The following is a 24,712-nucleotide window of genomic DNA, read 5'->3' as shown; positions in this document are numbered from 1 at the left end:
CGTTGACAACGCTACAAATATGCAATATTAAATTAACACATTCACTCCTCCCCGACGGATCCCCGGTTATGTAATGTCCTGACAATAAGCCCGATAACGGTTGTATTAATTTTCAGCTAACGGCGGCTAGCCCGTGGCTGGAAAAGCAATTTTTCGCTTATTACGGACATGACAATGATTCGAATCCTTCTCCAGACCATGGCGAATAAGCCGTGGCTACGCCCGCTCGCTCTCGCGTTTCTGATCTCCTCGATAGGCAACGGCATCACCTGGATCGTCGTTTTTGGCGAGCTAATCCGCCTCTCGGCCCCCGTCGCATCGCTGGCTCTCGCCTACGTTCTCTCCACCGTCCCCGGACTGCTCGGCAGCATCCTGGGCGAACGCTTTTGCCAGCGCCTGAGCCCCTTTACGATCCTGATACTCGGTGAAGGGCTCGGTCTTATCGGACTGGCGGCGCCGTTTTACGCCGTGGCGATTGACTCTATCCCGCTGCTGCTCATCGCTCAGGCGGTCGGAGCGTTCACCACCGGCATGACCTTCCCGGCGCTGAGTCAACTCTTCAAAACCGGCCTGAGCGAAGAGGAGCTCCCGGTCGCCACGACGCTCGAAAGCATTATTTTTGCCGGCAACGTGCTCTGCGGCATTGGTCTGGGATTAGTCCTGCGGGGATATATGAGCGCGACTCATCTTCTGCTTATCGATCTGCTGAGCTTCGCCGCCGCCCTCATCCTCCTCGGGCGGGCGAAAACGTACTTCAGCGCGCATTTTGTCAATCACATCCGCAGCGTACCCCCGCTGCGCTGGCAGACCCTGACCCATTCCCAGCGCCGCGCGATGCTGCTCCTGCCCCTTTTGGCCGCGGCGGGCGCGCCGGCAATGGCGCTGCTGCCGGGGCTGGCCCCCGGGGCGCGCTCATCAGGCTCGCCGGAACAAACGATCGCCTTGGCGCTGCTTTTTACCCGCAGTCTCGGCCAGCTGATTGGGCCACTGCTGCTCAATCCCGCGCGTTTTGAAAAAAACAGCAGCAGCAACGGGCTGTCGATCGGCTGCCTGGCGATTTTTCTGCTGTGCTACGGGCTGCTCCCCTTCGCGCCGTGGCCCGCTGCGGCGCTGGCGCTGGTCTTTGTGGCGCATATTTTCTCTAACGTCGTGTTCTCCCTCGCCGTCTACGCGCTGCTCAGAAACTTCGAGCGGCAACAGGTGCCAGCCGCGATCGCCAGAAGCTACCGGCGACAAATGACGGTCTCGGCGATCGTCTCTCTCGGCGCGGGATACTGCGCTGAGGCTATCGGAGCCGCCGGCTCGCTCTATCTGTTCAGCGGAACGGGATTTATTTTGAGCGTCGCGCTGCTGGCGATCGGCAAAGCCTCTATCAGACCCGAGCAGGCGTAGCGGAGCGTTTATCAGGAGGATGACGGCGAAGTGCGGGATGCAGGGCTTCCATGCCCTGTAGAAGAGCTACTCGAAGAAAACTTCAGGGTTTTCAGAGAGCGAGACGAAGGATTTGGTATTTTTATCGAGGGCACCAATCGCGCCGCTTTCGATATCATATACCCAGCCGTGCAGGCGCAGCGCGCCGTCGCGCAGCCCGACGGCTACCGACGGATGCGTTTTGATATTGTTAAGCTGGGCGATAACGTTCTCTCGCACCATCGCATTCACTTTATCGATTTCGCTATCCCAGGTTTTGCTGTCAACCACCGCTCTTGCCGCATCGGCATAGTGCAGCCAGTGGGAAACCGCCGGCATGGAGTCGAGGCACTGACAGGTCGCAACCGCCGTCATCGCGCCGCAGTTAGAATGGCCGCAAATCACGATATCGGTCACCCCGAGGGCAACAACCGCATACTCGATGGTGGCTGAGACCCCGCCCGGTTCCGGCCCGAAGGAAGGCACGATATTACCCGCATTACGAATAACAAAGAGCTGTCCAGGATCCTGCTGGGTCACCAGTTCTGGCACCAGACGGCTGTCGGAGCAGGAGATAAAAAGCGCTTTGGGATTCTGGCTGGAAGCCAGGCTACGAAAGAGCTCTTTACGCTGGGGGAAGATCTCTTTTTGGAAGCTGAGGAAACCCTCAATGATATGTTGCATAGCAGTGTCTCTTTTCTCTGTTTTAATTACGGTATGACAAAGATCACAGTATGTAGTGTATCACCGACGGGTCGAATGGGAATTATTTTGATAAACGGCGATTTAGCGAGCACCCGGCCAATGCCCCGGCGGGCGCTTGCCTGGCGGATAGCTACATAAAGAACTTCACCGCCTGTTGGAAGGTGCTCCCTATTCCCCACAGCAGCGGCACCCCTACCGCGAACCAGCTCAAGGCCATCAGCGCCCGCGACGGCCGCGGCTCCCAGCTGAGCTGCGCGTTCTCATTCACCGTATACAGCCCCTTCGCCTGCTGCTGTTGCTGGGCGGACATGGCATATTTTTGCGGCATCGGGCGGATCAGCTGGTTGCAGATCAGGCCGATAACCAGCAGCCCGGTGAGGACCATCAGCGTAATATCGTACACCCGCTGCGGAGCAAGCCCTTGGGCCAGCTGATATTCTCGTAAATAATTCACTAAAACCGGGCCGCTAATACCGGCGGCGGACCATGCCGTCAGCAGACGCCCGTGAATCGCCCCCACCATCTGCGCGCCGAAGATATCGGCCAGATAGGCGGGGATAGTCGCAAAGCCACCGCCGTACATCGAAATGATAACGCACAGGGCGCAGACGAAAATGGCGACGTAGCCGCCGTGGTTGATCAGCGGCAGGGTGCCGTACAGCGCGGCACCGAGAAGAAAAATCATGGCAAAGGTCATTTTCCGGCCGCAAAGATCCGAAACCGAAGCCCAGAAGAAGCGGCCGATGATATTAAACAGGCTCAGCAGCCCGGTAAAGCCAGCCGCCATGGTCGCGATGCGCCGCAGCTGGTCGGCGTTAAGCTCGTGCCATTGCAGACTCGTCGCCAGCAGCTTGCCGGCAAAAATCTCCTGCAGCATGGGTGAGGCCATCCCTAAAATACCGATCCCCGCCGTCACGTTCAGCCACAGCACCAGCCACAGCAGCCAGAACTGCGGCGTGCGCCAGGCTACGCTGACGTGTACCTGAACGGTGGAGTGCGCGCTCATCACTTTTAGCGCCTTCTCCCCGGCAGGATGCCAGCCCATCGGCGGCAGACGATAGCCGAAGGTACCGCAGAGCATAAACAGGGCATAGATGACCGACAGCGCCAGTACGCTCTGCCAGACGCCGTTACCCGTCGCGTCGGCGAAAAAATTCATCAACGCGTTTGCCAGAGGCGCCCCCACCAGCGCGCCGCCGCCAAAGCCCATTATCGCCATGCCGGCGGCCATTCCGCGCTTATCGGGGAACCAGCGCAGCAGGGTCGAGACCGGTGAAATATAGCCCAGACCAAGGCCGACGCCGCCAATAACCCCGGCCCCCAGCCACAATAGCCAGAGCTGATGAAAATAGATGGCGACGCTTGAGAGCAGCAGCCCGCCGCACCAGCATAGCGTTGCGATGAAGCTCACCAGCCGCGGCCCGACCTTTTCCAGCCAGCTTCCCCACAGCGCCGCGGAGCAGCCGAGAAAGACAAAAAACAGCGTATAGGTCCAGCCCAGCAGCGAGATTTTCCAGTCGCATTCGCGGGTAAAAAGCTGCTGCCAGAAGGACATCGTGACCGGGCACTGCAGCGATCCGCTGCCGCCCACCAACTGCGACATCGGCAGCCAGAAAACGGAAAAACCGTAGGCCATCCCGATACAGAGATGCACCGCCAGCGCGGCCGGCGGCACCAGCCAGCGGTTAAATCCCGGTCGGGCGATAATGCGCGGTTTTGAAAAAAAAGCGTGTCGCGAGGGTACGGATGAGGGAGCGATATTGTCATTGGTTTGCGCCATGTTCCTGTCCTTATCATGTTTGCTACCTGCCGCCGCGGCGGCCGAAGAGAACATCACAAGGCAAGAACGGTGCCATTCATCCCGTTAAGACTATGAAATGGCGACTGAAGCGAGCAAGCACGACGGCGGATCGCTTTGAACGTCGCGCTCAAAAAACGTACAAATCCAAATTCAGCAAATAGCGGCAACGCGGCAGGTGCCCGGTAGCGATTTTGATAACCGGATTCTCAGAGTGATATGCGGGGCGCTTTCGGCCCCTGCGGCCGGCGCTTTTACAGCCCCACCAGCTCATATTTTTTAATCTTACGATACAGGGTGGCAATACCAATACCGAGCTCATCTGCCGCCTGCTTTTTATTGCTGTGGCGGGTTAACGCCTCGCGGATCATCTGCCTTTCCATCTCCTCCAGCGCCGTGACGCTCTCCTCTTCTCCCGGCACGCTCACCGGGAGGGCTGCGCCGGGCTCACGCTCGGCAAGCCTGGCGCCGCTGATAATATTGGGCGGCAGCAGCGAGGCGTCGATAACCTCGCCCGAAGGCACCACGTTGACCAGATACTCCATCAGGTTGCTCAGCTCGCGAATATTTCCCGGCCAGCGGTAGCCCTTCAGCATGGCAACGACCTCCGGGGCCACGCCGGGGTAGACCAGCTCAAGCCGCCGGGTATGCAGATGGAGAAAGTAGTGAATCAGCAGCTCAATATCCTCCTGACGTTCCCGCAGCGGCGGCAGCATCAGAGGAATCACGTTGAGGCGATAGTAGAGATCTTCGCGGAATTTGCCGGCCACGATAAACTGCTCAAGATTTTGGTTAGTCGCCGAAATAATGCGGATATCGACGGGCACCGGATGGCTGGCGCCGACGGGCTGGATTTCGCGCGATTCAATCGCCCGCAGCAGCTTAGCCTGCAGCGTCAGGGGCATATCGCCAATCTCGTCGAGAAACAGGGTACCGTGGTTTGCCGCCTGGATAAGCCCGGTCTTGCCGTTCGCCGAGGCGCCGGTAAACGCGCCCTTGACGTAGCCAAAGAGCTCGCTTTCCAGCAGCTGGTCAGGGATAGCGGCGCAGTTAATGGCGATAAAAGGTTTGGCCTGACGATCGCTGAGCTTATGTATCGCTCTGGCAACCACCTCCTTCCCGGTGCCGCTTTCGCCGGCAATCATGACGCTTGAGGGGCTGGGGGCGATGCGGCTAATCAGCTTTTTCAGCTGCCGCATCGGCCGACACTCTCCCACCATCTGCTCAATCTGCGGCTCCTCCACCGAGGCGCTTAAATTCGAAGAGGAGTGCGATTGATGGAAGGCCATTAAAAAAAGCCACTGGTCCTGAACCGCGTGCAGCTGGCCAATAATCATTTCGGTCTTGTTATCAAATGAGATCACGTGCTGCATATGACCGCGCGTGAAATTATGCTCAAAGGTCAGCGGCCTGAAATTAATGAGCTGACCGATCATATTCCCCTGGTTCGCCCCGAGAATCTTTAACGCCGTGTGATTGGCAAATTTGACCTTCTGATCGTGACCGACAACCAGAACCCCCTGGTCCATATTTTCAATCATCGTTAAAAACATTTTCTGGATATTATCGCTGCCGCCCTGGTCCTCCAGCAGTCGCGAAACAAATATCGATGAAACGTGGCGGACATAATCGGAAAACTCGCGCAGGTTGTCATTAATACGCTCCTGCTGCTCGCAGGTTAATGCCACCAGGCTAATGACCCCTATGCACTGCTCCTGATAAATAACCGGGGTCCCCAGAAAAGCTTTCTCTTTACAGCTATCTTTACTGGTACATCCTTTACACAGGGGATCGAAGCGGGAATGGGTTACCACCTTCTCTTTCTTTGTTTCAATAATGTAGCGCAAAAGTCGCGAATCTGTATTTAATTTGCGCCCCAGTGATTTGGCATAAACGCCGGTCCCGGCAACCCGGCACAGCGTGTTATCAACAATTTCAACTTCGAGCTGAAGCACGCTGGATAGCATCCTCGCAAAGCGCTGGATGGTTGGCTGAATCTGCATCAAAACGGAAAATGTGTTAGAGGGCATCATAATAGACCTTTTATATCACTAACCAACTGAGATATCTGGGATATGTGATTGTTCTTATTCTTCGGCCATGATACTAACTCAGCCGCCAACAATATTTGACAGAGGCAGGTTTCTTTTTCACTCCTTGACGAAAATATGTAAGAAGTATCACATTTCCATATCAATATGAGAATTGACGCGGCGTATTTATCACTTTGGTGGCTTTTTACGCCGCCGCCAGGGGTATATCTCTTAGGGGACTTAACCTGCTTTCGCCCGCATCCGAATAAGACCGTGAAGTTATTATTACCCCTGACCACCTGAAGCTATATTTCGTGACAACCCTCGCATAATTATCGCCACTTCCCCCAGTTACGCCTGAGGCTGAATGAACTGGCATGCTTATTGTTAGGAGAAATATAGCGCTGGCAGTCGCTATTGCGTCACCACCCTTTTCCGACCGCACAGCAATCATTAAGCCGTCACTCACCCCAGGATTTAAAAAATGAAAACTGTTAACGACCTGATTAAGGATATCAACAAGCTAGATTCGCATCTTCATCAGAAGGACTTCCTGCTGACGTGGGAGCACTCCCCGGATGAGCTAAAACAGGTGCTGGACGTTGCGGCGGCATTAAAAACCCTGCGCGCGGAAAATATTGCCACCAACGTATTTAACAGCGGTCTGGGCATTTCGGTTTTTCGTGACAACTCAACCCGCACGCGCTTTTCCTACGCCTCGGCGCTGAACCTGCTCGGCCTTGCGCAGCAGGACCTGGACGAGGGTAAATCGCAGATTGCCCACGGCGAAACCGTGCGTGAAACCGCCAACATGATCGCCTTCTGCGCTGACGCTATCGGCATCCGCGACGACATGTACCTTGGCGCCGGCAACGCCTATATGCGCGAGGTGGGTGAAGCGCTCGACGACGGCTATCGTCAGGGCGTGCTGCCCCAGCGCCCGGCGCTTATCAACCTGCAGTGCGATATCGATCACCCAACCCAGGCCATGGCCGACCTCGCCTGGCTGCGGGAGCATTTCGGCTCGCTAGAGGAACTCAAAGGCAAAAAAGTCGCCATGACCTGGGCCTACTCTCCGAGCTACGGTAAACCGCTCTCGGTCCCGCAGGGCATCATCGGCCTGATGACCCGCTTCGGTATGGATGTCACCCTCGCCCATCCGGAAGGCTACGATCTGATCCCCGACGTTATCGAAGTGGCCAAAAACAACGCCGAGGCCTCCGGCGGCAGCTTCCGCCAGGTCACCAGCATGGAAGAGGCCTTCAAGGATGCCGACATTGTCTACCCGAAATCCTGGGCGCCCTACAAGGTCATGGAAAAGCGCACCGAACTGCTGCGCGCCGAGGATCGCGACGGACTGAAGGCCCTGGAAGCCGCCTGCCTGGCGCAGAACGCGAATCATAAAAACTGGCACTGCACCGAAGAGATGATGGCGCAGACGAACGGCGGCGACGCGCTCTATATGCACTGTCTCCCCGCTGATATCACCGGCGTCTCCTGCGCCGAGGGCGAAGTCAGCGAAGCGGTCTTCGAAAAATACCGCATCGCCACCTATAAAGAAGCGAGCTGGAAGCCATACATCATCGCCTCGATGATCCTCTGCCGTAAATATGCCAAACCCGGCCTGCTGCTGGAGCAGCTGCTGGACGAAGCGCAAAAACGAGTCAAATAACCCCTCAGGCCGGCCGCTGGCCGGCTCTCTCCCTCACGTCATGAAGGATAAGGAAAGAGTATGTCTGCTTTCTCATTGAAAATGGATATTGCCGATAATCGGTTTTTTAACGCCACGGGCTCGCCGCTTTTTTCCCGCCAGCAGGCGCAGCAGGCGCGCCGCTTCCATCAAAAAATCGCCGGCTATAAGCCCACGCCGCTGTACGCCCTCAACGACCTTGCCGACCTCTTTGGCCTCGGCCGGATTCTGGTTAAGGACGAATCGCAGCGCTTCGGCCTGAACGCCTTCAAGATGCTCGGCGGCGCCTGGGCCATTGCGCAGCTGTTGTGCGAAAAATATCGCCTGGATATCAACGAGTTTTCCTTCGACACGTTCAGACCCGACATGACGGAGAAAATGACCTTCGCGACGACCACCGACGGCAACCACGGCCGCGGCGTGGCGTGGGCCGCGCAGCAGCTGGGGCAGAATGCGGTGATCTATATGCCAAAAGGATCGGCCCAGGAGCGCGTCGACGCCATCCGGCGGCTCGGCGCCGAATGCATCGTCACCGAAATGAACTACGACGATACCGTGCGCTTCACCCTGCAAACGGCGCAGCAAAACGGCTGGGAGGTGGTGCAGGATACGGCCTGGGAAGGATATACCCGCATCCCGACCTGGATTATGCAGGGCTACGTCACCCTCGCCGACGAAGCGGTCGAGCAGATCGCGTCCATGGGCATTGCCCGCCCCACTCACGTGTTCCTGCAGGCCGGCGTCGGCGCCATGGCGGGAGGCGTGCTGGGCTACCTCGTGGACGCCTATGGCGCCAACAATTTGCATTCGGTGATTATCGAACCCGAGCTGGCCGACTGCATCTACCGCTCCGGCGTTAAGGGCCAAATCGTCAACGTCGGCGGCGAAATGGCCACCATCATGGCCGGCCTCGCCTGCGGTGAGCCCAACCCGCTGGGCTGGGAAATTCTGCGCAACTGCGCAACCCAGTTTATCTCCTGTCAGGACGCCGTCGCCGCCCTCGGAATGCGCGTGCTGGGTAACCCTATCGGCGGCGATCCGCGGGTGATTTCCGGCGAGTCCGGTGCCGTCGGGCTCGGGGTGCTGGCCGCCGTACATTTTCATCCCCAGCGCGAAGCGCTGATGCACAAGCTCAGGCTGGACAGCGACTCCATCGTGCTGGTCATCAGCACCGAAGGTGACACCGACGTGAAGCACTACCGGGAAGTGGTCTGGGAAGGCAAACACCCGGCAGTACGATAGGCCTCAGCATACTTTTCAACTCATCCCGCGCGGCGGGAAAATCAGAACCGGAGAACCAAGCCATGGCTAAGCATGTTCCATTCAAACTGATCCTCGAAAAAGCTAACCATTACCAGCAGGATATGACGCGTTTTTTACGCGATATGGTGGCCATACCCAGCGAAAGCTGCGACGAAAAGCGCGTCGTCCAGCGAATAAAAGAAGAGATGGAGAAGGTCGGTTTCGACAAAGTTGAAATCGATCCGATGGGCAACATCCTCGGCTATATCGGCCACGGCCCGCGCCTTGTGGCAATGGACGCGCATATCGACACCGTGGGCATCGGCAATATCAAAAACTGGAATTTCGATCCCTATGAAGGCATGGAGACCGACGAGCTGATCGGCGGACGCGGCACCTCGGATCAGGAAGGCGGCATGGCCTCAATGGTGTATGCGGGAAAAATCATTAAGGACCTGGGCCTCGAGGATGACTATACCCTGCTGGTAACCGGCACCGTTCAGGAAGAGGACTGCGACGGCCTCTGCTGGCAGTACATCATCGAGCAGTCCGGCATTCGTCCCGAGTTCGTGGTCAGCACCGAGCCCACCGACTGCCAGATATACCGCGGCCAGCGCGGGCGCATGGAGATCCGCGTGGACGTCCAGGGGGTCAGCTGTCACGGCTCGGCGCCGGAGCGCGGCGATAACGCGATTTTCAAAATGGGGCCGATTCTTAACGAACTGCAGGAGCTCTCCCAACGCCTGGGCAATGACGACTTCCTCGGCAAAGGCACTCTGACCGTTTCGGAAATCTTCTTTACCTCACCAAGCCGCTGCGCGGTTGCCGACAGCTGCGCCGTCTCCATCGACCGCCGCCTGACCTGGGGAGAGACCTGGGAAGGCGCGCTGGACGAAATCCGCGCCCTGCCGGCGGTACAAAAAACGGGGGCGCTGGTATCAATGTACAACTACGACCGCCCTTCCTGGACCGGCCTGGTCTACCCCACCGAGTGCTACTTCCCAACCTGGAAAGTGGAGGAGAACCACTTTACCGTCCAGGCGCTCAGCAACGCCTATGAGGGCCTGTTTGGCAAAGCGCCGGTGGTCGATAAGTGGACGTTCTCGACCAACGGCGTGTCGATCATGGGCCGCCACGGGATCCCGGTCATTGGCTTTGGCCCCGGCAAAGAGCCGGAAGCCCACGCCCCGAATGAAAAAACCTGGAAATCGCATCTCGTGACCTGTGCCGCAATGTATGCCGCCATCCCGCTGAGCTGGCTGGCAACAGAATAGTGATTATCCGCAATACCTCCCGCCGCCAGCGACGGGAGTCTGGAGCTTTTTATGCGCGTACTGATTAAAAATGGCACCGTCGTCAACGCTGACGGCCAGGCAAAACAGGACCTGCTGATTGAAAACGGCTTAATCAGTCAGCTGGCGGCAGACATCACCGTGGAGCAGCCCTGCGAAATAATTGACGCCGAGGGATGCTACGTAATGCCTGGGGGCGTGGACGTCCACACGCATTTTAATATTGATACCGGACTCGCCCGCAGCTGCGATGATTTTTTCACCGGCACCCGCGCCGCCGCCTGCGGGGGCACAACGACCATTATCGATCATATGGGCTTCGGGCCAGCCGGCTGCCGGCTGCGCCACCAGCTTGAGGCCTACCACGGCTACGCCGCCTACAAAGCAACCATCGACTACGGCTTTCACGGCCTGATCCAGCATATCAACCACGCCATTCTTGATGAGATCCCGCTGATGGTTGAGGCGGGGATCAGCAGCTTTAAGCTCTATCTCACCTACCAGTACAAGCTTAACGATGACGAGGTTCTTCAGGCGCTAAAGCATCTGCATCACGCCGGAGCGCTCACCACCGTCCACCCGGAAAACGATGCCGTGGTTGCGCAAAAGCGCGCCGAATTTCTCGCCGCCGGCAAAACCGCGCCGCGCTATCACGCCCTGAGCCGTCCGCCGGAGTGCGAGGCCGAAGCCATCGCCAGGATGATCAACCTGGCCCAGCTTGCCGGCAACGCCCCGCTGTATATCGTGCACCTCTCTAACGGGCTGGGGCTCGATTATCTCCGCCTTGCCCAGGCGCGCCGGCAGCCGGTTTGGGTTGAAACCTGCCCGCAGTATCTGCTGCTCGACGAGCGCTGCTACGAGCGCGACGACGCGCTGCAGTTTCTGCTCAGCCCGCCGCTGCGCAACGCCCGCCACAACGACGCGCTGTGGTGCGGCATCGCCGATGGCGCCATCGACGTGGTGGCAACCGACCACTGCGCCTTCTCCATGGCCCAGCGACAGCAGCTATCCGGCGGCGACTTTAGCCGCTGCCCCAACGGCCTGCCCGGAGTTGAGAACCGCCTGCTGCTGCTGTTTTCACACGGCGTGATGAGCGGCAGGATCTCGCCGGAGCGCTTCGTATCGCTCGTCAGCGCCACTCCGGCCAGGCTGTTTGGCCTCTGGCCGCGAAAAGGCGTGCTGGCGCCCGGCGCGGATGCCGATGTGGTCATTATCGACCCGCGACGAACCACCACCATCCGCCACGAGCAGCTCCACGACAACGCCGACTACTCACCGTGGGAGGGGTTTATTTGCCAGGGCGCCATCCGCCAGACGCTGTCTCATGGCCGGGTGATTTTCAGCCACGGCACCTTTACCGGCAGTGCCGGGCAAGGCCGATTTATACGCCGTAACCCTTTTTCAGCCGCGCCGGATTTCGCGCGCGACGCACGCTTTTAAAGAGAGGAATTGATGAGTAAGAAAATTGTTCTCGCCCTCGGCGGCAACGCCTTAGGGGACGATCTTGCCGGACAGATGCAGGCGGTGACGCAAACCGCGCAGGCAATTGTTGACCTCATTGCCCAGGGGCATCAGGTCGTGGTGACCCACGGCAACGGCCCGCAGGTCGGGATGATCAATCTGGCCTTCGAAGCCGCCGCCAAAACCGAGGCCCATACCCCGATGCTGCCGATGTCGGTCTGCGTCGCCCTCAGCCAGGGATACATTGGCTACGATCTGCAAAATGCGCTGCGCGAGGCGCTGCTTGCCCGCGGAATGCAGGTTCCGGTCGCCACGGTGATCACCCAGGTGGAGGTTGACGCCGCCGATGAGGCCTTCCGCGATCCGAGTAAGCCCATCGGTTCATTCTTCAGCGCAGCGGAGGCCAAAGTCCTGACCCGCCAGGGCTACACGCTGAAAGAGGATGCCGGGCGCGGCTATCGGCGGGTGGTAGCCTCGCCGGAGCCCGTCGATATTATCGAAAAAGAGACGGTGAAGGCGCTGATGGATGCCGGACAGGTGGTGATTACCGTCGGCGGCGGCGGTATTCCGGTGGTCCGCGAGGGGAACCACCTGCGCGGGGTGAGCGCGGTCATCGATAAGGACCGGGCCAGCGCCAGGCTCGCCGCCACGATCGATGCCGATATGCTGATTATCCTTACCGCGGTGGAAAAAGTAGCCATCAACTTTGGCCAGGCCAATCAGCAGTGGCTGGACCGGCTCTCGCTGAGCGATACCGACCGCTTTATTGCCGAAGGCCATTTCGCCAAAGGCTCCATGCTGCCGAAAGTCGAGGCCGCCGCGGCCTTTGCCCGCTCCCGGCCGGGGCGCCGGGCCTTAATTACCATGCTGAGCAAGGCCCGGGAAGGGATAGAAGGCAAAACGGGAACCCTGATTGAAGGATAGCCCGCGGCCCCTCTCGGCTCTCGCGGGGGGGCACATCATGCGGTCTCCAGCGTTTTCTGTCCCTCACTATCCTGATATGCGGGCATCATCAGGCCGCCGGGAGCCTGGTTTTTGATCTGCAGGATCTCGGCCAGGACGCTGACCGCAATCTCGTGCGGCGTTTCGGCGCCAATGTTGTAGCCCACCGGCGCATGGAGACGCGCAATATGCTCTTCCGCCACCCCGCTTTCCCGCAGCTGGCGTAAAAATACCTGCACCTTGCGGCGGCTGGCCAGCAGCCCGAGCCAGGCCACCGGCCGGTCGATCAGCTTATCCAGCGCTTCCCGGTCTTTATTATTCGTGGCGATAAGGACAAAATCATCCGCACCCACCGCCAGCCGCTCAACGGCCGCGGCAAAGCTTTCGGCATGCACAAGCCGGGCGTTCGGCGGAAACAGCTGCGGATCGAGGCTGGCAGAATGGATATCGGTGACGACAATATCAAACCCAAGCAGCGCCGCGCCCTGCGCCACGGCGCGATTGACATGCCCGCCCCCGACCAGCACCAGCCGCGGCCGCTGGCAGTGGACGCTGATAAACACCGACATCGCCCCGCCGCAGTCGGAACCTACGGCATCCGTACCGCTGCGCGCCATCCGGCCGTGAAACATGCGCGAGGCCTTTTCAGCCATCGCCTCCAGCGCTTCATCGATGACCTTACGTTCGACCATCCCGCCGCCGATGGTGCCGATAATGGTTCCATCAGCGCGGATCAGCATCTGCGCTGAGTGTCTGGGCGTTGAGCCGCGGCTCTCGACAATCTGCGCCAGCGCAAACGGGCAGTTCTGTGCTTCAAGCCTTGCGGCTTCTGAGAAAATATTCATAACAACCTCAATGGCAATTCCGGTGGTCACCCCGGGCGGGCCGGGTCCTGTACTCTGCACTGCGTCATCGGCGGGCTGGCCGCGTTTTCTCACTTTGAGACTGCTGATGTCCCCCCCCATCGGCGACATCCTGCCGGCGGGCCTGCGGCGGCGGACGGCGTTGACGGCAGCGGCCTAACGCCAGAGTGGAGTATGCAAGGTTCATGCTCAGCCGCGCCTTTTAGGCCAGATTCGTGAACCGGGTCGCGGAAGCGGGGTCAGACGGACGGCTTTATTTGCCGGCGGCGCGTCGTTATTCATTTGGCGGATTCATTTAGCGCAATAGTTTGCCCGTTTAATAATAAAGCCGCACAGCAAATATTATCATTGTGATAGCTCGTCGATAATTTTTAACGCTATTCTCCCCGCGCGTTATTGAGTGATTTTAATTCTCATTTAAACAGGTGCTCTCACGACAATAACGTCGTCAACTTTAGAGTTCCTTCACAAATTTATGTCTAATCCTGCCGCCGGTTAAATAACTGGTGCGAATGTTGCTGTTCCTTTCCCATCCGTCGGAATGAATACGCCGCCCGCTATTTTTCTACCGATCCGGCAGCCTTGAAAATAGCGTGCTCGTACCGGCAACGTTGATCGCATACATGAATCTAAGGAGAGGGTTATGGGTGATATTATGCGTCCCGTCCCGTTTGAGGAACTTTTGACGCGTATTTTCGATGAGTACCAGCATCACCGTTCAATATTCGGTATTCCGCAGCAGCAGTTTTATATCCCGGTAACGTCGAGGCGCCTGAGCGTATTTGGCGAGAGCTGCGCCACGCCCATCGGCCCCGCCGCCGGGCCGCACACCCAGCTGGCGCAAAATATCATTACCTCATGGCTCACCGGCGGAAGGTTTATTGAGCTGAAAACCGTGCAGATACTCGACCGTCTTGAACTGGAAAAGCCCTGCATTGACGCCGAAGATGAGTGTTTTAACACCGAATGGTCCACCGAATTTACGCTGCTCAAAGCCTGGGATGAATATCTGAAGGCCTGGTTTATCCTCCATCTGCTGGAGGAGATATTCCCGTTCACGCCGTCAAAATCCGGCAAGTCGTTTATTTTTAATATGAGCGTCGGCTATAACCTCGAGGGCATCAAGCAGCCGCCGATGCAGCAGTTTATCGACAATATGATGGATGCCGGATCTCATCCGAAATTCGCGCAGTATCGCGATACGCTTTATCGCTGGACGCATAGCGACCGCTTTGCGATCGGTAGTCAGCTGGAGGACATTCGTCCGCAGCTGGCGACGCTGGCCCAGCGCATCCCGAGCCGGCTGGTGAGCGGCGTCACGCTCTCGACCATGCACGGCTGTCCGCCCGATGAAATTGAGGCCATCTGCCGCTATATGCTGGAAGAGAAAGGGCTGAATACCTTTGTGAAGCTCAACCCGACGCTGCTTGGCTACCCGCGCGTGCGCGAAATCCTCGATACCTGCGGCTTTAGCTACATCGGCCTGAATGAAGAGTCCTTTGACCACGATCTGAAAATCGGCCAGGCGCTGGAGATGCTGCACCGCCTGATGGCGCTGGCGAAGGAGCGCAATCTGGGTTTCGGCGTCAAGCTGACCAACACCCTTGGGACGATCAATCGCAAAGGGGCGCTGCCCGGCGATGAGATGTATATGTCCGGCCGCGCGCTCTTCCCTCTCGCCATCAACGTAGCCGCCCTGCTGTCCCGCGAATTTGACGGCAGGCTGCCCATCTCCTACTCCGGCGGCGCCAGCCAGCTGACAATCCGCGAGATATTTGAAACCGGGATCCGCCCGATTACCATGGCCACCGACCTGCTAAAACCGGGCGGCTATCTGCGGCTAAGCGCCTGCATGCGCGAGCTGGAGCAGGCCAGCGGCTGGGATTTACAGCAGGTGGACGTCCCGCGCCTCAGCGCGCTGGCCGAAAAAGCCATCAGCATGGAGTACACCCAGAAGCACTGGAAATCGCCGGACCGCATCGAGGTCCCAGAGCCGCTGCCGCTCACCGACTGCTACGTCGCGCCCTGCGTGAGCGCCTGCGCGATTAAGCAGGATATCCCGGAGTATATTCGCCTGATGGGCGAGCAGCGCTATGCCGACGCGCTTGAGCTTATCTATCAGCGTAACGCCCTGCCGGCGATTACCGGCCATATTTGCGATCATCAGTGCCAGAGCAACTGCACCCGCCTCGACTACGACAGTTCGCTCAATATCCGCGAGCTGAAGAAAATCGCGCTCGAGAAAGGCTGGGAAGAGTATCGGCGGCGCTGGCACCGGCCGGCCGGCTCCGGCTCGTTGAACCCGGTGGCGGTGATCGGCGCGGGCCCCGCAGGGCTTGCCGCCGGCTACTTTCTTGCCCGGGCAGGGTACCCGGTAACCCTGTTTGAACGCGAAGCCAACGCCGGGGGCGTGGTGCGCAACATCATTCCGCGCTTCCGTATTCCCGGGGAGCTGATTCAGCACGATATCGATTTTGTGGTCAACCACGGGGTTAACATCGTCTACGGCTGCGATCCGCAGCTGACGGTGGCGAAGCTTTGCGGCGAAGGCTATCGCTACGTGCTGGTCGGCACCGGTACCGACAAAAACAGCGGCGTCAGCCTCGGCGGCGACAACCGCAACGTGCGAAAATCGCTGCAGTTTTTACGCGAATACAATCGCGGAGAGACGCTGAGCCTGGGGAAACAGGTGGTGGTCATCGGGGCGGGCAATACCGCCATGGACTGCGCCCGCGCCGCGCTGCGGGTACCCGGCGTGGAGAAAGCAACCATCGTCTACCGCCGCTCTCTGCAGGAGATGCCGGCATGGCGCGAAGAGTATGAAGAGGCGCAGCGCGACGGCGTCGCGTTCGAGTTTCTCAGTAATCCTGAACAATTCTACGCCGACGGGACGCTCACCGTCCGGGTGATGGCGCTCGGCGACGCCGATGAGAAAGGCCGCCGTCGCCCGCTGGCTACCGGCCAAACCCGCACCCTACGGGCGGATACGGTCATTACCGCCATCGGCGAACAGCAGGACGTTGCGGCGCTGGCGGCGATGGGCATTCCGCTGGACGACAGCGGCTGGCCGGCGGCGGATCCTACGGGCGAAACCGCGCTGCCGGGGGTATTTCTTATCGGCGACGTTCAGCGCGGCCCGTCGTCCATCGTCTCGGCGATCGGCAACGCCCGCCGGGCAGCGGATGCGATTCTGGCGCGAGAGAATATTGCCAACCACCATCAGCATAAGCGGTGGAACAACGTCGATCCGGCGGATATTTACCAGCGCAAAGGGAGTATCGCCATCGCTGAGGTGGCAAGGGATCGCCGGGAGGCGTTCGTAGCTCAGGAGGCGGAGCGCTGCCTGGAATGCAACTACGTGTGCAGCAAATGCGTAGACGTATGCCCAAACCGCGCCAACGTCTCAATCGCCGTGCCGGGATTCCAGAACCGCTACCAGACGCTGCACCTCGACGCCTACTGCAACGAATGCGGCAACTGCGCGCAGTTCTGCCCGTGGCAGGGCAAGCCCTACAAAGACAAAATTACCGTCTTTAGCCTGGCGCAGGATTTCGCCAACAGCAGCAACCCCGGCTTCTTCGTCGAGGACGACAGCGTTCACGTCCGGCAAAACGAGCACACCTGGCTGCTAAAAATCGACGATAGCGGCCATATCGCTGACGTTCCCCCTGCCGTTACCGATCTTTGCCGCATCATTAGCCACGTTCATCTTAACCACCGCTACCTGCTGGGAGGCGTCGAAGTATGAGTATCTTAATTCTGAAGAATGCCACCGCCGCGCAGCTCTATCCGGCGAAGGTCATGGAAGGTATCGATATCGCGATTGAAAACGACGAAATTCTCGCTATTGCTCCGGGGCTCGCTCAGCGCTATCCCCAGGCCAGGGTCAAAGAGATGCACGGCCTGCTGGTGATGCCGGGGATGGTCTGCGCGCACAACCACTTCTATTCCGGCCTGTCGCGCGGGATCCAGGCCACTATCCCCTCCAGCCCCGATTTTATCTCGACGCTGAAAAATCTGTGGTGGCGCCTCGACCGCGCGCTGGACGAGGAGTCGCTCTACTACAGCGGGCTGATTTGCGCCATGGAAGCCGTGCGCAGCGGCTGCACCGCGGTGATTGACCACCACGCCTCTCCCGGCTATATCGCCGGGTCGCTCAGCCAGCTGCGCAGCGCCTTTATGCGGGTCGGCCTGCGGGGAATGACCTGCTTTGAGACCACCGATCGCAACGGCGGGCTTAAGGAGCTCCGGGCCTGCGTCGAGGAGAATATTCGCTTTGCCCGCGAAGTCGACAGCGCCCGGGAGATGGGCCGCGAACCCTACCTGGTTGAGGCGCACATCGGCGCCCATGCCCCCTTTACCCTACCGGACGAAGGGCTGGCGATGCTCGGCGAGGCGCTGCAGGCCACCGGCCGCGGTCTGCATATCCATGCGGCGGAGGATCGTTACGACGTTAGCCATAGCCATCATCGCTACGGTAAAGACCTGCTGGTCAGGCTGGCGGAATTTAACCTGATTGACCGCAGGACGCTGGTTGCCCACGGCCTGTACCTCTCCGATGAAGATATTGAGATCCTCAATTCTCAGGATGGATTCCTGGTGCATAACGCGCGCTCCAATATGAACAACCACGTTGGCTATAACCAGCGGCTGGTGGACTTCCGCAACCTGGCGCTGGGCACCGACGGCCTGGGCTCTGATATGTTTGAAGAGCTGAAGTTTGCCTTCTTTAAGCACCGCGACGCCGGTGGGCCGCTGTGGCCGGACGGCTTTGCCCGCGCCTTAAGCAACGGCAACGAGCTGCTCGCCCGCAGCTTTAACGCCCGCTTTGGCCGCCTCGAGGCGGGATACAAAGCCGACCTGACGATTTGCGACTATCCGTCGCCCACGCCGCTTATCGCCGAGAATATCGCCGGGCATATCGCCTTTGGCCTCGGCAGCAGCCACGTGCATAGCGTGATGGTCAACGGCGTGATGATTTACGAGAACCGGCGGTTTACCTTCGATCACGAACCACTCTTTGCCGAGGCGCGTAAGGCGGCGGTGAAAATGTGGGCGCGGATGGACGCGCTGCCTTAAAGCTGCGCCGGCCATACATCTGAGCTGGCTAGTCCACGAGGTCTCAAGCCGGTCAGCAGAGCAGCTGACCGGCTTTTTTACCCCCCTGACTAACCACAATGATGAACGTCCAGGTGGCGAAAAGGCGTGCAGCGGGGCCCTGGCTCCCCGCTGAAATCGGCGAACCGAAGGCCGAAAGACAAGGGCTGGCCGCCAGGGATGGCGGCAAGAGGCGAATCGAGACAGGAGCGAGCCCCGGAACGGGCGAGCAGGTCGAGTTGAGCCGACCGCAGGCTGCAGGCCGGGAGGTGAGCGCAGTGCGCAGCACCGATTTCCGTGCGGGACCGCGGGGATTGTTAAGGGGAAGACGGTTATCTTCCCCTTAACCCGGTCACCTGGCGCCGGGGCCGCATGTTCTGCAAAGCGTCCGGTGAACGGAACATCTCCCCGCAGGCCCGCATGAAAGCTGCTCCTCACCCGCCGGGCGGTCAGGGAACGCTCCGCAGCGAGCTATATCCCCGGCGCGCTGGCGGCGGTCTCCTGGCGCCGTTTGAGCAGCGCCGCCAGCCGCTCGCCGGTCATCACGCTCAGCGCCGCCGTCGGGCAAACCGCCACGCAGGCAGGACCGCCCTCGCGGTTCGCGCACAGATCGCATTTGATAATCAGCGGCGGATGCGCGGCGACGATCTCCACGGTGATGGCCCCAAAGGGGCAGACCACCGCGCAGCTCTGGCAGCCGATGCAGCGCGACGCATCCGCCTCAACCCGATCCTCTCCCATGCTCAGCGCCGCCACCGGGCAGGCCGCCACGCAGGGGGCGTTCTCGCACTGATGGCACACTACCGGTACGCTGAGGCTATCGAGACGCTGGACCTTCAGACGCGGCTGAAACATGGCCGCGGATGTGGAATGCTCCAGCGCGCAGGCGACCTCGCAGGTCCGACAGCCGATGCAGGCCTCCGCGCTGGCGATAATAAAACGGGTCATAGGCTCTCCTTTCGCTTAAACAGGCCAAGCATCTCTTCCGCCGCCCGTCGCCCGGCGGCCATTGCGGTCACCACCAGATCGGCACCGTGTACCGCGTCGCCGCCGGCAAAAACTTTATCATTGCGGGTCTGCGTGCTGGCCCGGCCCTCGCCGCCCGTGCAGATTTGCCCCCAGCGGTCGAGGTCGATCCCGTGACCGCGCAGCCAGGGCATATCGTGCGCCTGGAAGCCAAACGCCATCACCAGCACGTCGGCCGCCAGCTCAAACTCGGAACCGGCCACCGGGCGCGGGCGACGTCGCCCGTCAGGCCCCGCCTCGCCCATTTCGGTACGGATCATGCTCACCGCGCGCACCGCCCCTTTACGGGTGCGGAGGATCCGCTGCGGCTGGACGTTAAACTGAAACGCCACGCCCTCTTCCCTGGCGTTGACCACCTCTTTTTTCGAACCCGGCATGCTCTGCTCATCGCGGCGGTAGGCACAGGTCACGCTCGCCGCGCCGCGTCGAACGGCGGTGCGCAGACAGTCCATCGCCGTATCGCCGCCGCCGAGCACCACAACGTGCTTACCCTCGATATCGGTGAGCGGATACTCCCCGGACGCCTCGAGTCCCATGACTTCGCGGGTGCTGGCAATCAAAAACGGCAGCGCCTGAATCACTCCCGGGGCATCTTCCCCCTCCAGGCCGGCGGCCATCAGGCCGTAGGTGCCGACGCCGAGGAACAGCGCATCGTAGTCGGCCAGCAGATCGGCGAACGCCACGTCGCGCCCCACCTCGTGGTTAAGATGGAACTGAATGCCCATGGCGCTGAAAATCTCTCTTCTCACCGCCAGCACGCTCTTATCCAGCTTAAACGGCGGAATACCGAAGGTCAGCAGGCCGCCGATTTCCGGATGCCTGTCGAAAACGTCGACCTGCACCCCCGCGCGCGCCAGGATATCGGCACAGCCCAGGCCCGCCGGCCCGGCGCCAATCACCGCCACCCGCTCCTCACGAGGGCTGACGTCCCCTGCCTGCGGCCGCCAGCCCATCGCCAGCGCGCTATCGGTGATATAGCGCTCAAGGTTGCCGATCGCCACCGCCCCGCCCCGCTCCTTCATGGTACAGGCCCCTTCGCACAGCCGGTCCTGCGGGCAGACCCGGCCGCAGATTTCCGGCAATGAGCTGCTTTGATGGCACAGCTCCGCGGCCTCAATAATCTTTCCTTCATTCACCAGGCGAATAAAATCCGGGATGTGGTTATGCAGCGGACAGGTCCAGTTGCACCACGCTTTCTGCGCGCAGTAGAGGCAGCGATCGCTCTCATATTCCGCCTCACCGGCGCCGAGTGGGTGATAGATCTCCGCGAAATGCGCCTTGCGCTCCTCGGCGGCGATCTTTTGCCCCCCCACGCGCGGCGGCTTACGCAAGAAGGCCGAACGCCGGTCGTCGCCCCGCATCCGCACCGGCTGACCCTGGGCGGCACGGGCCTGCCTTTCACGACGCAGCTGGTTTAGCCCGGATTCATCCATCAGCCGCAGCGCCTCGGTGGGGCAGCTGCTGACGCAGGCCTGCAGGCCCGACGGATGCTGGTGACAAAGATCGCATTTCTGCGCCAGCTGTGGCGCATCCTCGCCGGCGGCCACCATCTCGATCGCGCCAAAGGGACAGGCAACGGCGCAGTTTTTACAGCCGATACACGCCGCCGGCTTAAGCTGGATGCTGTCGTTGGCGAAACAGAGCGCCCGGGTCGGGCAGGAGGCAACGCAGGGCGCATCGTTGCAGTGACGGCAGGTGGTCACTCGGCTGACGCCGCGGTGAGAAACCAGGTGGATACGCGGAAGAAAATCATGCCGCCGCTGCGGCCAGCAGTCCTCGCTGTGGGCGACAGCGCAGGCCACTTCGCAGGCGTGGCAGCCGATGCAGCTCGCAGCGTCGGCAACAATAAATCGGTTCATTGGCTTCCCTTGTTATTATTCCGAAATTGACAAGGGGTCGCGATGCAATAATCAGGCGATTTTTACATTCTCAATCGTGGCGAGCTTATTTTTGCGAGCAGCCTCAAAAAAATATCGCCTTTATCCGGCATAAATATCAGGGAGGAGCGCCTCAGAATCATATTGTGAGTCAGAATGATTATATCCCTCTCATTATGAGACGCTATTTTCTCCACGGCGTTTTTTCTCCCGCCACTCGCCGCCGTTATCGTCTCTTTCTGTGATAGTTGACTCATTTCAACATTATTTTTCCGGCAGGAATTAAAACTGGCACTGCCTAAGCATAGGTAATAGCGAGCTTTGCACTCTCTCTATTCACCCCCCTCCCGGTTGGCTCCTGAGCCCGCCGTTGGATATTAAGGAGAAATACATTATGAGCGCCATTGATTCTCAACCACCATCGGTCACTGGTAGCCCCCACACAATTGATGAGGTGGATCGCGTCTTATCCCCGGGGAAGCTGGTCGTTCTTGGTTTGCAACACGTTCTGGTTATGTATGCCGGCGCCGTCGCCGTCCCTTTAATGATTGGAGACCGGTTGGGGCTAAGCAAAGAAACGGTCGCGCTGCTGATCAGCTCCGATCTGTTTTGCTGCGGCGTCGTTACCCTGCTGCAGTGTATCGGCGTCGGGCGTTTTATGGGCATTCGCCTGCCGGTTATTATGTCGGTGACCTTCGCCGCCGTGACGCCGATGCTGGCCATCGGCATGAATCCCGATATCGGACTGATGGGTATTTTCGGCGCGACGATTGCGGCCGGGATAATAACCACCCTGCTGGCGCCGCTGATCGGCCGATTGATGCCGCTTTTTCCCCCGCTGGTCACCGGCGTCGTCATCACGTCCATCGGCCTAAGCATTATGCAGGTGGGGATCGACTGGGCGGCCGGAGGGAAAGGTAATCCGGAATACGGCAGCCCCATCTATCTGGGCATTTCGTTTGCCGTACTGCTGTTTATTCTGCTGGTCACCCGCTTTGCCAAAGGCTTTATGTCTAACGTCGCCGTACTGTTAGGCATCGTTTTCGGCTTCGGCCTGTCGATGATGATGAACGAGGTGAACCTCAACGGCCTGCATGACGCCCACTGGTTCGCCGTGGTCACTCCGCTGGCCTTAGGTACGCCCGTCTTCGATCCGATATCAATCATCACGATGACCGCCGTCATGATCATCGTTTTCATTGAATCAATGGGGATGTTTTTGGCGCTTGGCGAAATTGTCGGCCGCAAGCTGACGCCGCAGGATATCATTCGCGGCCTGCGCGTTGACGGCATCGGTACCCTGTTTGGCGGGCTGTTTAATAGCTTTCCACACACCTCCTTCTCGCAGAACGTGGGCCTGGTCAGCGTCACCGGCGTCCATAGCCGCTGGGTCTGCGTCGCATCTGGCGCCATTCTGATTATCTTTGGCATGGTGCCCAAGATGGCGGTACTGGTGGCCTCTATCCCGCAGTTCGTGCTGGGCGGTGCGGGGCTGGTCATGTTCGGCATGGTGCTGGCAACGGGGATACGCATTCTCGCGCGCATCAACTACTCCACCAATCGCTACAACCTCTATATCGTCGCCATCAGCCTTGGCGTCGGCCTGACGCCAACGCTATCGACGCAGTTTTTCTCTAAATTCCCCGAGGTACTGCAGCCGCTGCTGCACAGCGGGATCATGCTGGCTACGTTTAGCGCCGTCACCCTGAACCTGTTTTTCAACGGCTACAACAAGCACACCGGGCTGGTGCCGGAAGCCCAGGGGACGCATCGCGCGCCGCGCACGGTGCGCATGTGGTTATTAATGCGCAAGGTTAAAAAGCAGCAGCATGAGGAGTAGCGCTGAACGGTGCGGTATCGGGGTGGCCCGCTGCCGCGTTTCATTTTGCAAATAAGCACAACAGCTTCCGGAGAAAGCACCATGCTACTTCGCCTGACCCTCGCCGCAACCCTGCTGCTGATGTTGAGCTTTCCGGCTGTACGAGCGGCTGTCGATCTCGCTATCAGCAGCCGGTTTGGTTTTTTTTTGCTTTTTTAATCGCGACCTCGCTGCCGCATGATTGAAAGGAGTCCCGTCACAATGAAAATGGTAACAACCGTGTGCCCCTACTGCGCGGCCGGCTGCAAGATAAGGCTGGTGACCGAAGAGGGGCAGATTATCCGCGCCGAGCCGGCGATGGGCAAAAATAACCGGGGAACCCTGTGCCTGAAGGGCTACTACGGCTGGGACTTTATTAACGATACCCAGATCCTCACCCCGCGCCTGAAAACCCCGATGATCCGCCGCCAGCGCGGCGGCAGGCTGGAATCCGTCTCCTGGGACGAGGCCCTCGACTACGTTGCCACCCGCCTCAGCGCGATTAAAGAGAAGTACGGCCCGGATGCCATCCAGACCACCGGCTCCTCCCGCGGCACCGGGAATGAAACCAACTATGTGATGCAAAAATTCGCGCGCGCCGTTATTGGCACCAATAACGTCGACTGCTGCGCTCGCGTCTGACACGGCCCATCGGTTGCAGGTCTGCACCAGTCGGTCGGTAACGGCGCTATGAGCAATGCCATCACCGAGATTGATAATACCGATCTCGTGTTTATCTTCGGCTATAACCCGGCCGATTCGCATCCTATCGTGGCGAATCACGTGATTAACGCCAAACGCAACGGGGCGAAGATTATCGTCTGCGATCCGCGCAAAATTGAAACCGCGCGCATTGCCGATATGCATATTGCCTTGAAAAACGGCTCCAACATCGCGCTGCTCAACGCCATTGGCCACGTCATTATTGAAGAGGATCTCTACGATAAATCCTTCGTCGCCAGCCGCTCGGAAGGCTTCGGGGAGTATCGCAAAATCGTTGAAGGCTATACGCCGGAGTCGGTGGAAGAGATAACCGGCGTCAGCGCTCAGGAAATCCGCGCCTGCGCCCGGATGTACGCCAGCGCCAAATCCGCCGCCATCCTGTGGGGCATGGGCGTCACCCAGTTCTATCAGGGCGTGGAAACCGTGCGCTCGCTGACCAGCCTGGCGATCATGACCGGCAACCTCGGCAGGCCGAGCGTCGGAGTCAACCCGGTGCGCGGGCAGAACAACGTCCAGGGCGCCTGCGATATGGGCGCCCTGCCGGATACCTATCCGGGCTACCAGTACGTTAAGTTCCCGGAAAACCGGGAGAAGTTCGCCAAAGCCTGGGGCGTGGAGAGCCTGCCGGCGCACGCCGGCTACCGCATCAGCGAGCTGCCGCACCGGGCGGCGCACGGCGAAGTGCGGGCGGCCTA

15 protein-coding genes and 1 pseudogene are annotated in these 24,712 nt (G+C 59.6%); 10 read left to right on the top strand and 6 right to left on the bottom strand.

The features are described from left to right. Positions 1–174: 174 nt before the first annotated feature. Positions 175–1,392, top strand: coding sequence for an MFS transporter (locus tag EDF75_RS11845; RefSeq protein WP_133599489.1), 1,218 nt, complete (start codon positions 175–177; stop codon positions 1,390–1,392). Positions 1,393–1,458: 66 nt separating this feature from the next. On the opposite strand, the gene EDF75_RS11840 is transcribed toward EDF75_RS11845, so the two are convergent. The 3 genes from EDF75_RS11840 to EDF75_RS11830 form a co-directional block, all read right to left on the bottom strand. Beyond that, complete coding sequence (locus EDF75_RS11840; RefSeq protein WP_045858634.1) at positions 1,459–2,094, bottom strand: carbonic anhydrase; 636 nt, start codon at positions 2,092–2,094, stop codon at positions 1,459–1,461. A gap of 151 nt (positions 2,095–2,245) precedes the next feature. Next, positions 2,246–3,895 carry an OFA family MFS transporter gene (locus tag EDF75_RS11835; RefSeq protein ID WP_133599487.1) on the bottom strand — a complete coding sequence of 550 codons (1,650 nt, stop codon included), beginning with the start codon at positions 3,893–3,895 and terminating at the stop codon, positions 2,246–2,248. 272 nt (positions 3,896–4,167) lie between these two features. Further along, a complete protein-coding gene (locus tag EDF75_RS11830; protein WP_133599485.1) occupies positions 4,168–5,946 on the bottom strand; it encodes a sigma-54 interaction domain-containing protein in 1,779 nt (592 codons plus the stop codon). Between the two features lie 484 nt (positions 5,947–6,430). Between EDF75_RS11830 and ygeW the strand changes: the two genes are divergently transcribed. The 5 genes from ygeW to arcC all read left to right on the top strand — a co-directional run bounded on the left by ygeW (position 6,431) and on the right by arcC (position 12,555). Continuing rightward, positions 6,431–7,618, top strand: a complete 1,188-nt coding sequence (ygeW, locus tag EDF75_RS11825; protein ID WP_133599483.1) for a knotted carbamoyltransferase YgeW — start codon at positions 6,431–6,433, stop codon at positions 7,616–7,618. Positions 7,619–7,678: 60 nt separating this feature from the next. Continuing rightward, a complete protein-coding gene (gene dpaL, locus EDF75_RS11820; RefSeq protein WP_133599482.1) occupies positions 7,679–8,878 on the top strand; it encodes a diaminopropionate ammonia-lyase in 1,200 nt (399 codons plus the stop codon). Between the two features lie 62 nt (positions 8,879–8,940). Beyond that, a complete protein-coding gene (locus EDF75_RS11815) occupies positions 8,941–10,152 on the top strand; it encodes a YgeY family selenium metabolism-linked hydrolase (RefSeq protein ID WP_133599480.1) in 1,212 nt (403 codons plus the stop codon). Positions 10,153–10,203: 51 nt separating this feature from the next. Then, entirely contained in the window at positions 10,204–11,610 is a 1,407-nt protein-coding gene (hydA, locus tag EDF75_RS11810) for a dihydropyrimidinase (protein WP_133599478.1), read from the top strand. A 12-nt stretch (positions 11,611–11,622) separates the two neighbouring features. After that, complete coding sequence (arcC, locus tag EDF75_RS11805) at positions 11,623–12,555, top strand: carbamate kinase (RefSeq protein ID WP_133599477.1); 933 nt, start codon at positions 11,623–11,625, stop codon at positions 12,553–12,555. Positions 12,556–12,638: 83 nt separating this feature from the next. Here the strand turns inward: arcC and EDF75_RS11800 are convergent. Further along, positions 12,639–13,418 (bottom strand): annotated as a pseudogene (locus tag EDF75_RS11800) (XdhC family protein); the annotation flags it as partial. 661 nt (positions 13,419–14,079) lie between these two features. Between EDF75_RS11800 and ygfK the strand changes: the two are divergent. Beyond that, on the top strand, positions 14,080–17,184 hold the full coding sequence (gene ygfK / locus EDF75_RS11795; protein ID WP_133599475.1) for a putative selenate reductase subunit YgfK: 3,105 nt from the start codon (positions 14,080–14,082) through the stop codon (positions 17,182–17,184). Further along, positions 17,181–18,515 (top strand): putative aminohydrolase SsnA, encoded by a 1,335-nt coding sequence (gene ssnA / locus EDF75_RS11790; RefSeq protein ID WP_133599473.1) that lies wholly within the window; start codon positions 17,181–17,183, stop codon positions 18,513–18,515. Before ygfK ends, ssnA begins: the two co-directional genes overlap by 4 nt. A 489-nt stretch (positions 18,516–19,004) precedes the next feature. Here ssnA and EDF75_RS11785 read toward each other — a convergent pair whose 3' ends face one another. Beyond that, on the bottom strand, positions 19,005–19,481 hold the full coding sequence (locus EDF75_RS11785) for a 4Fe-4S dicluster domain-containing protein (protein ID WP_133599471.1): 477 nt from the start codon (positions 19,479–19,481) through the stop codon (positions 19,005–19,007). Then, positions 19,478–21,418 (bottom strand): formate-dependent uric acid utilization protein YgfT, encoded by a 1,941-nt coding sequence (gene ygfT / locus EDF75_RS11780; protein WP_133599470.1) that lies wholly within the window; start codon positions 21,416–21,418, stop codon positions 19,478–19,480. Before ygfT ends, EDF75_RS11785 begins: the two co-directional genes overlap by 4 nt. Positions 21,419–21,830: 412 nt before the next feature. Here ygfT and EDF75_RS11775 point away from each other — a divergent pair, with 412 nt between their 5' ends. Beyond that, positions 21,831–23,276: a nucleobase:cation symporter-2 family protein gene (locus tag EDF75_RS11775; protein ID WP_133599468.1), complete on the top strand. Its 1,446-nt coding sequence runs from the start codon at positions 21,831–21,833 to the stop codon at positions 23,274–23,276. A 240-nt stretch (positions 23,277–23,516) separates the two neighbouring features. Further along, a partial coding sequence (locus EDF75_RS11770; protein ID WP_166646172.1) for a molybdopterin-dependent oxidoreductase occupies positions 23,517–24,712 on the top strand: 1,196 nt, incomplete at its 3' end.

Origin of the sequence: Klebsiella sp. BIGb0149, from assembly GCF_004362605.1 — a bacterium.
GTDB classification, from domain to species: domain Bacteria; phylum Pseudomonadota; class Gammaproteobacteria; order Enterobacterales; family Enterobacteriaceae; genus Klebsiella; species Klebsiella terrigena.
Note: the sequence above shows the minus strand (reverse complement) of the source record. Positions and strands in the feature narration are given on the sequence as shown.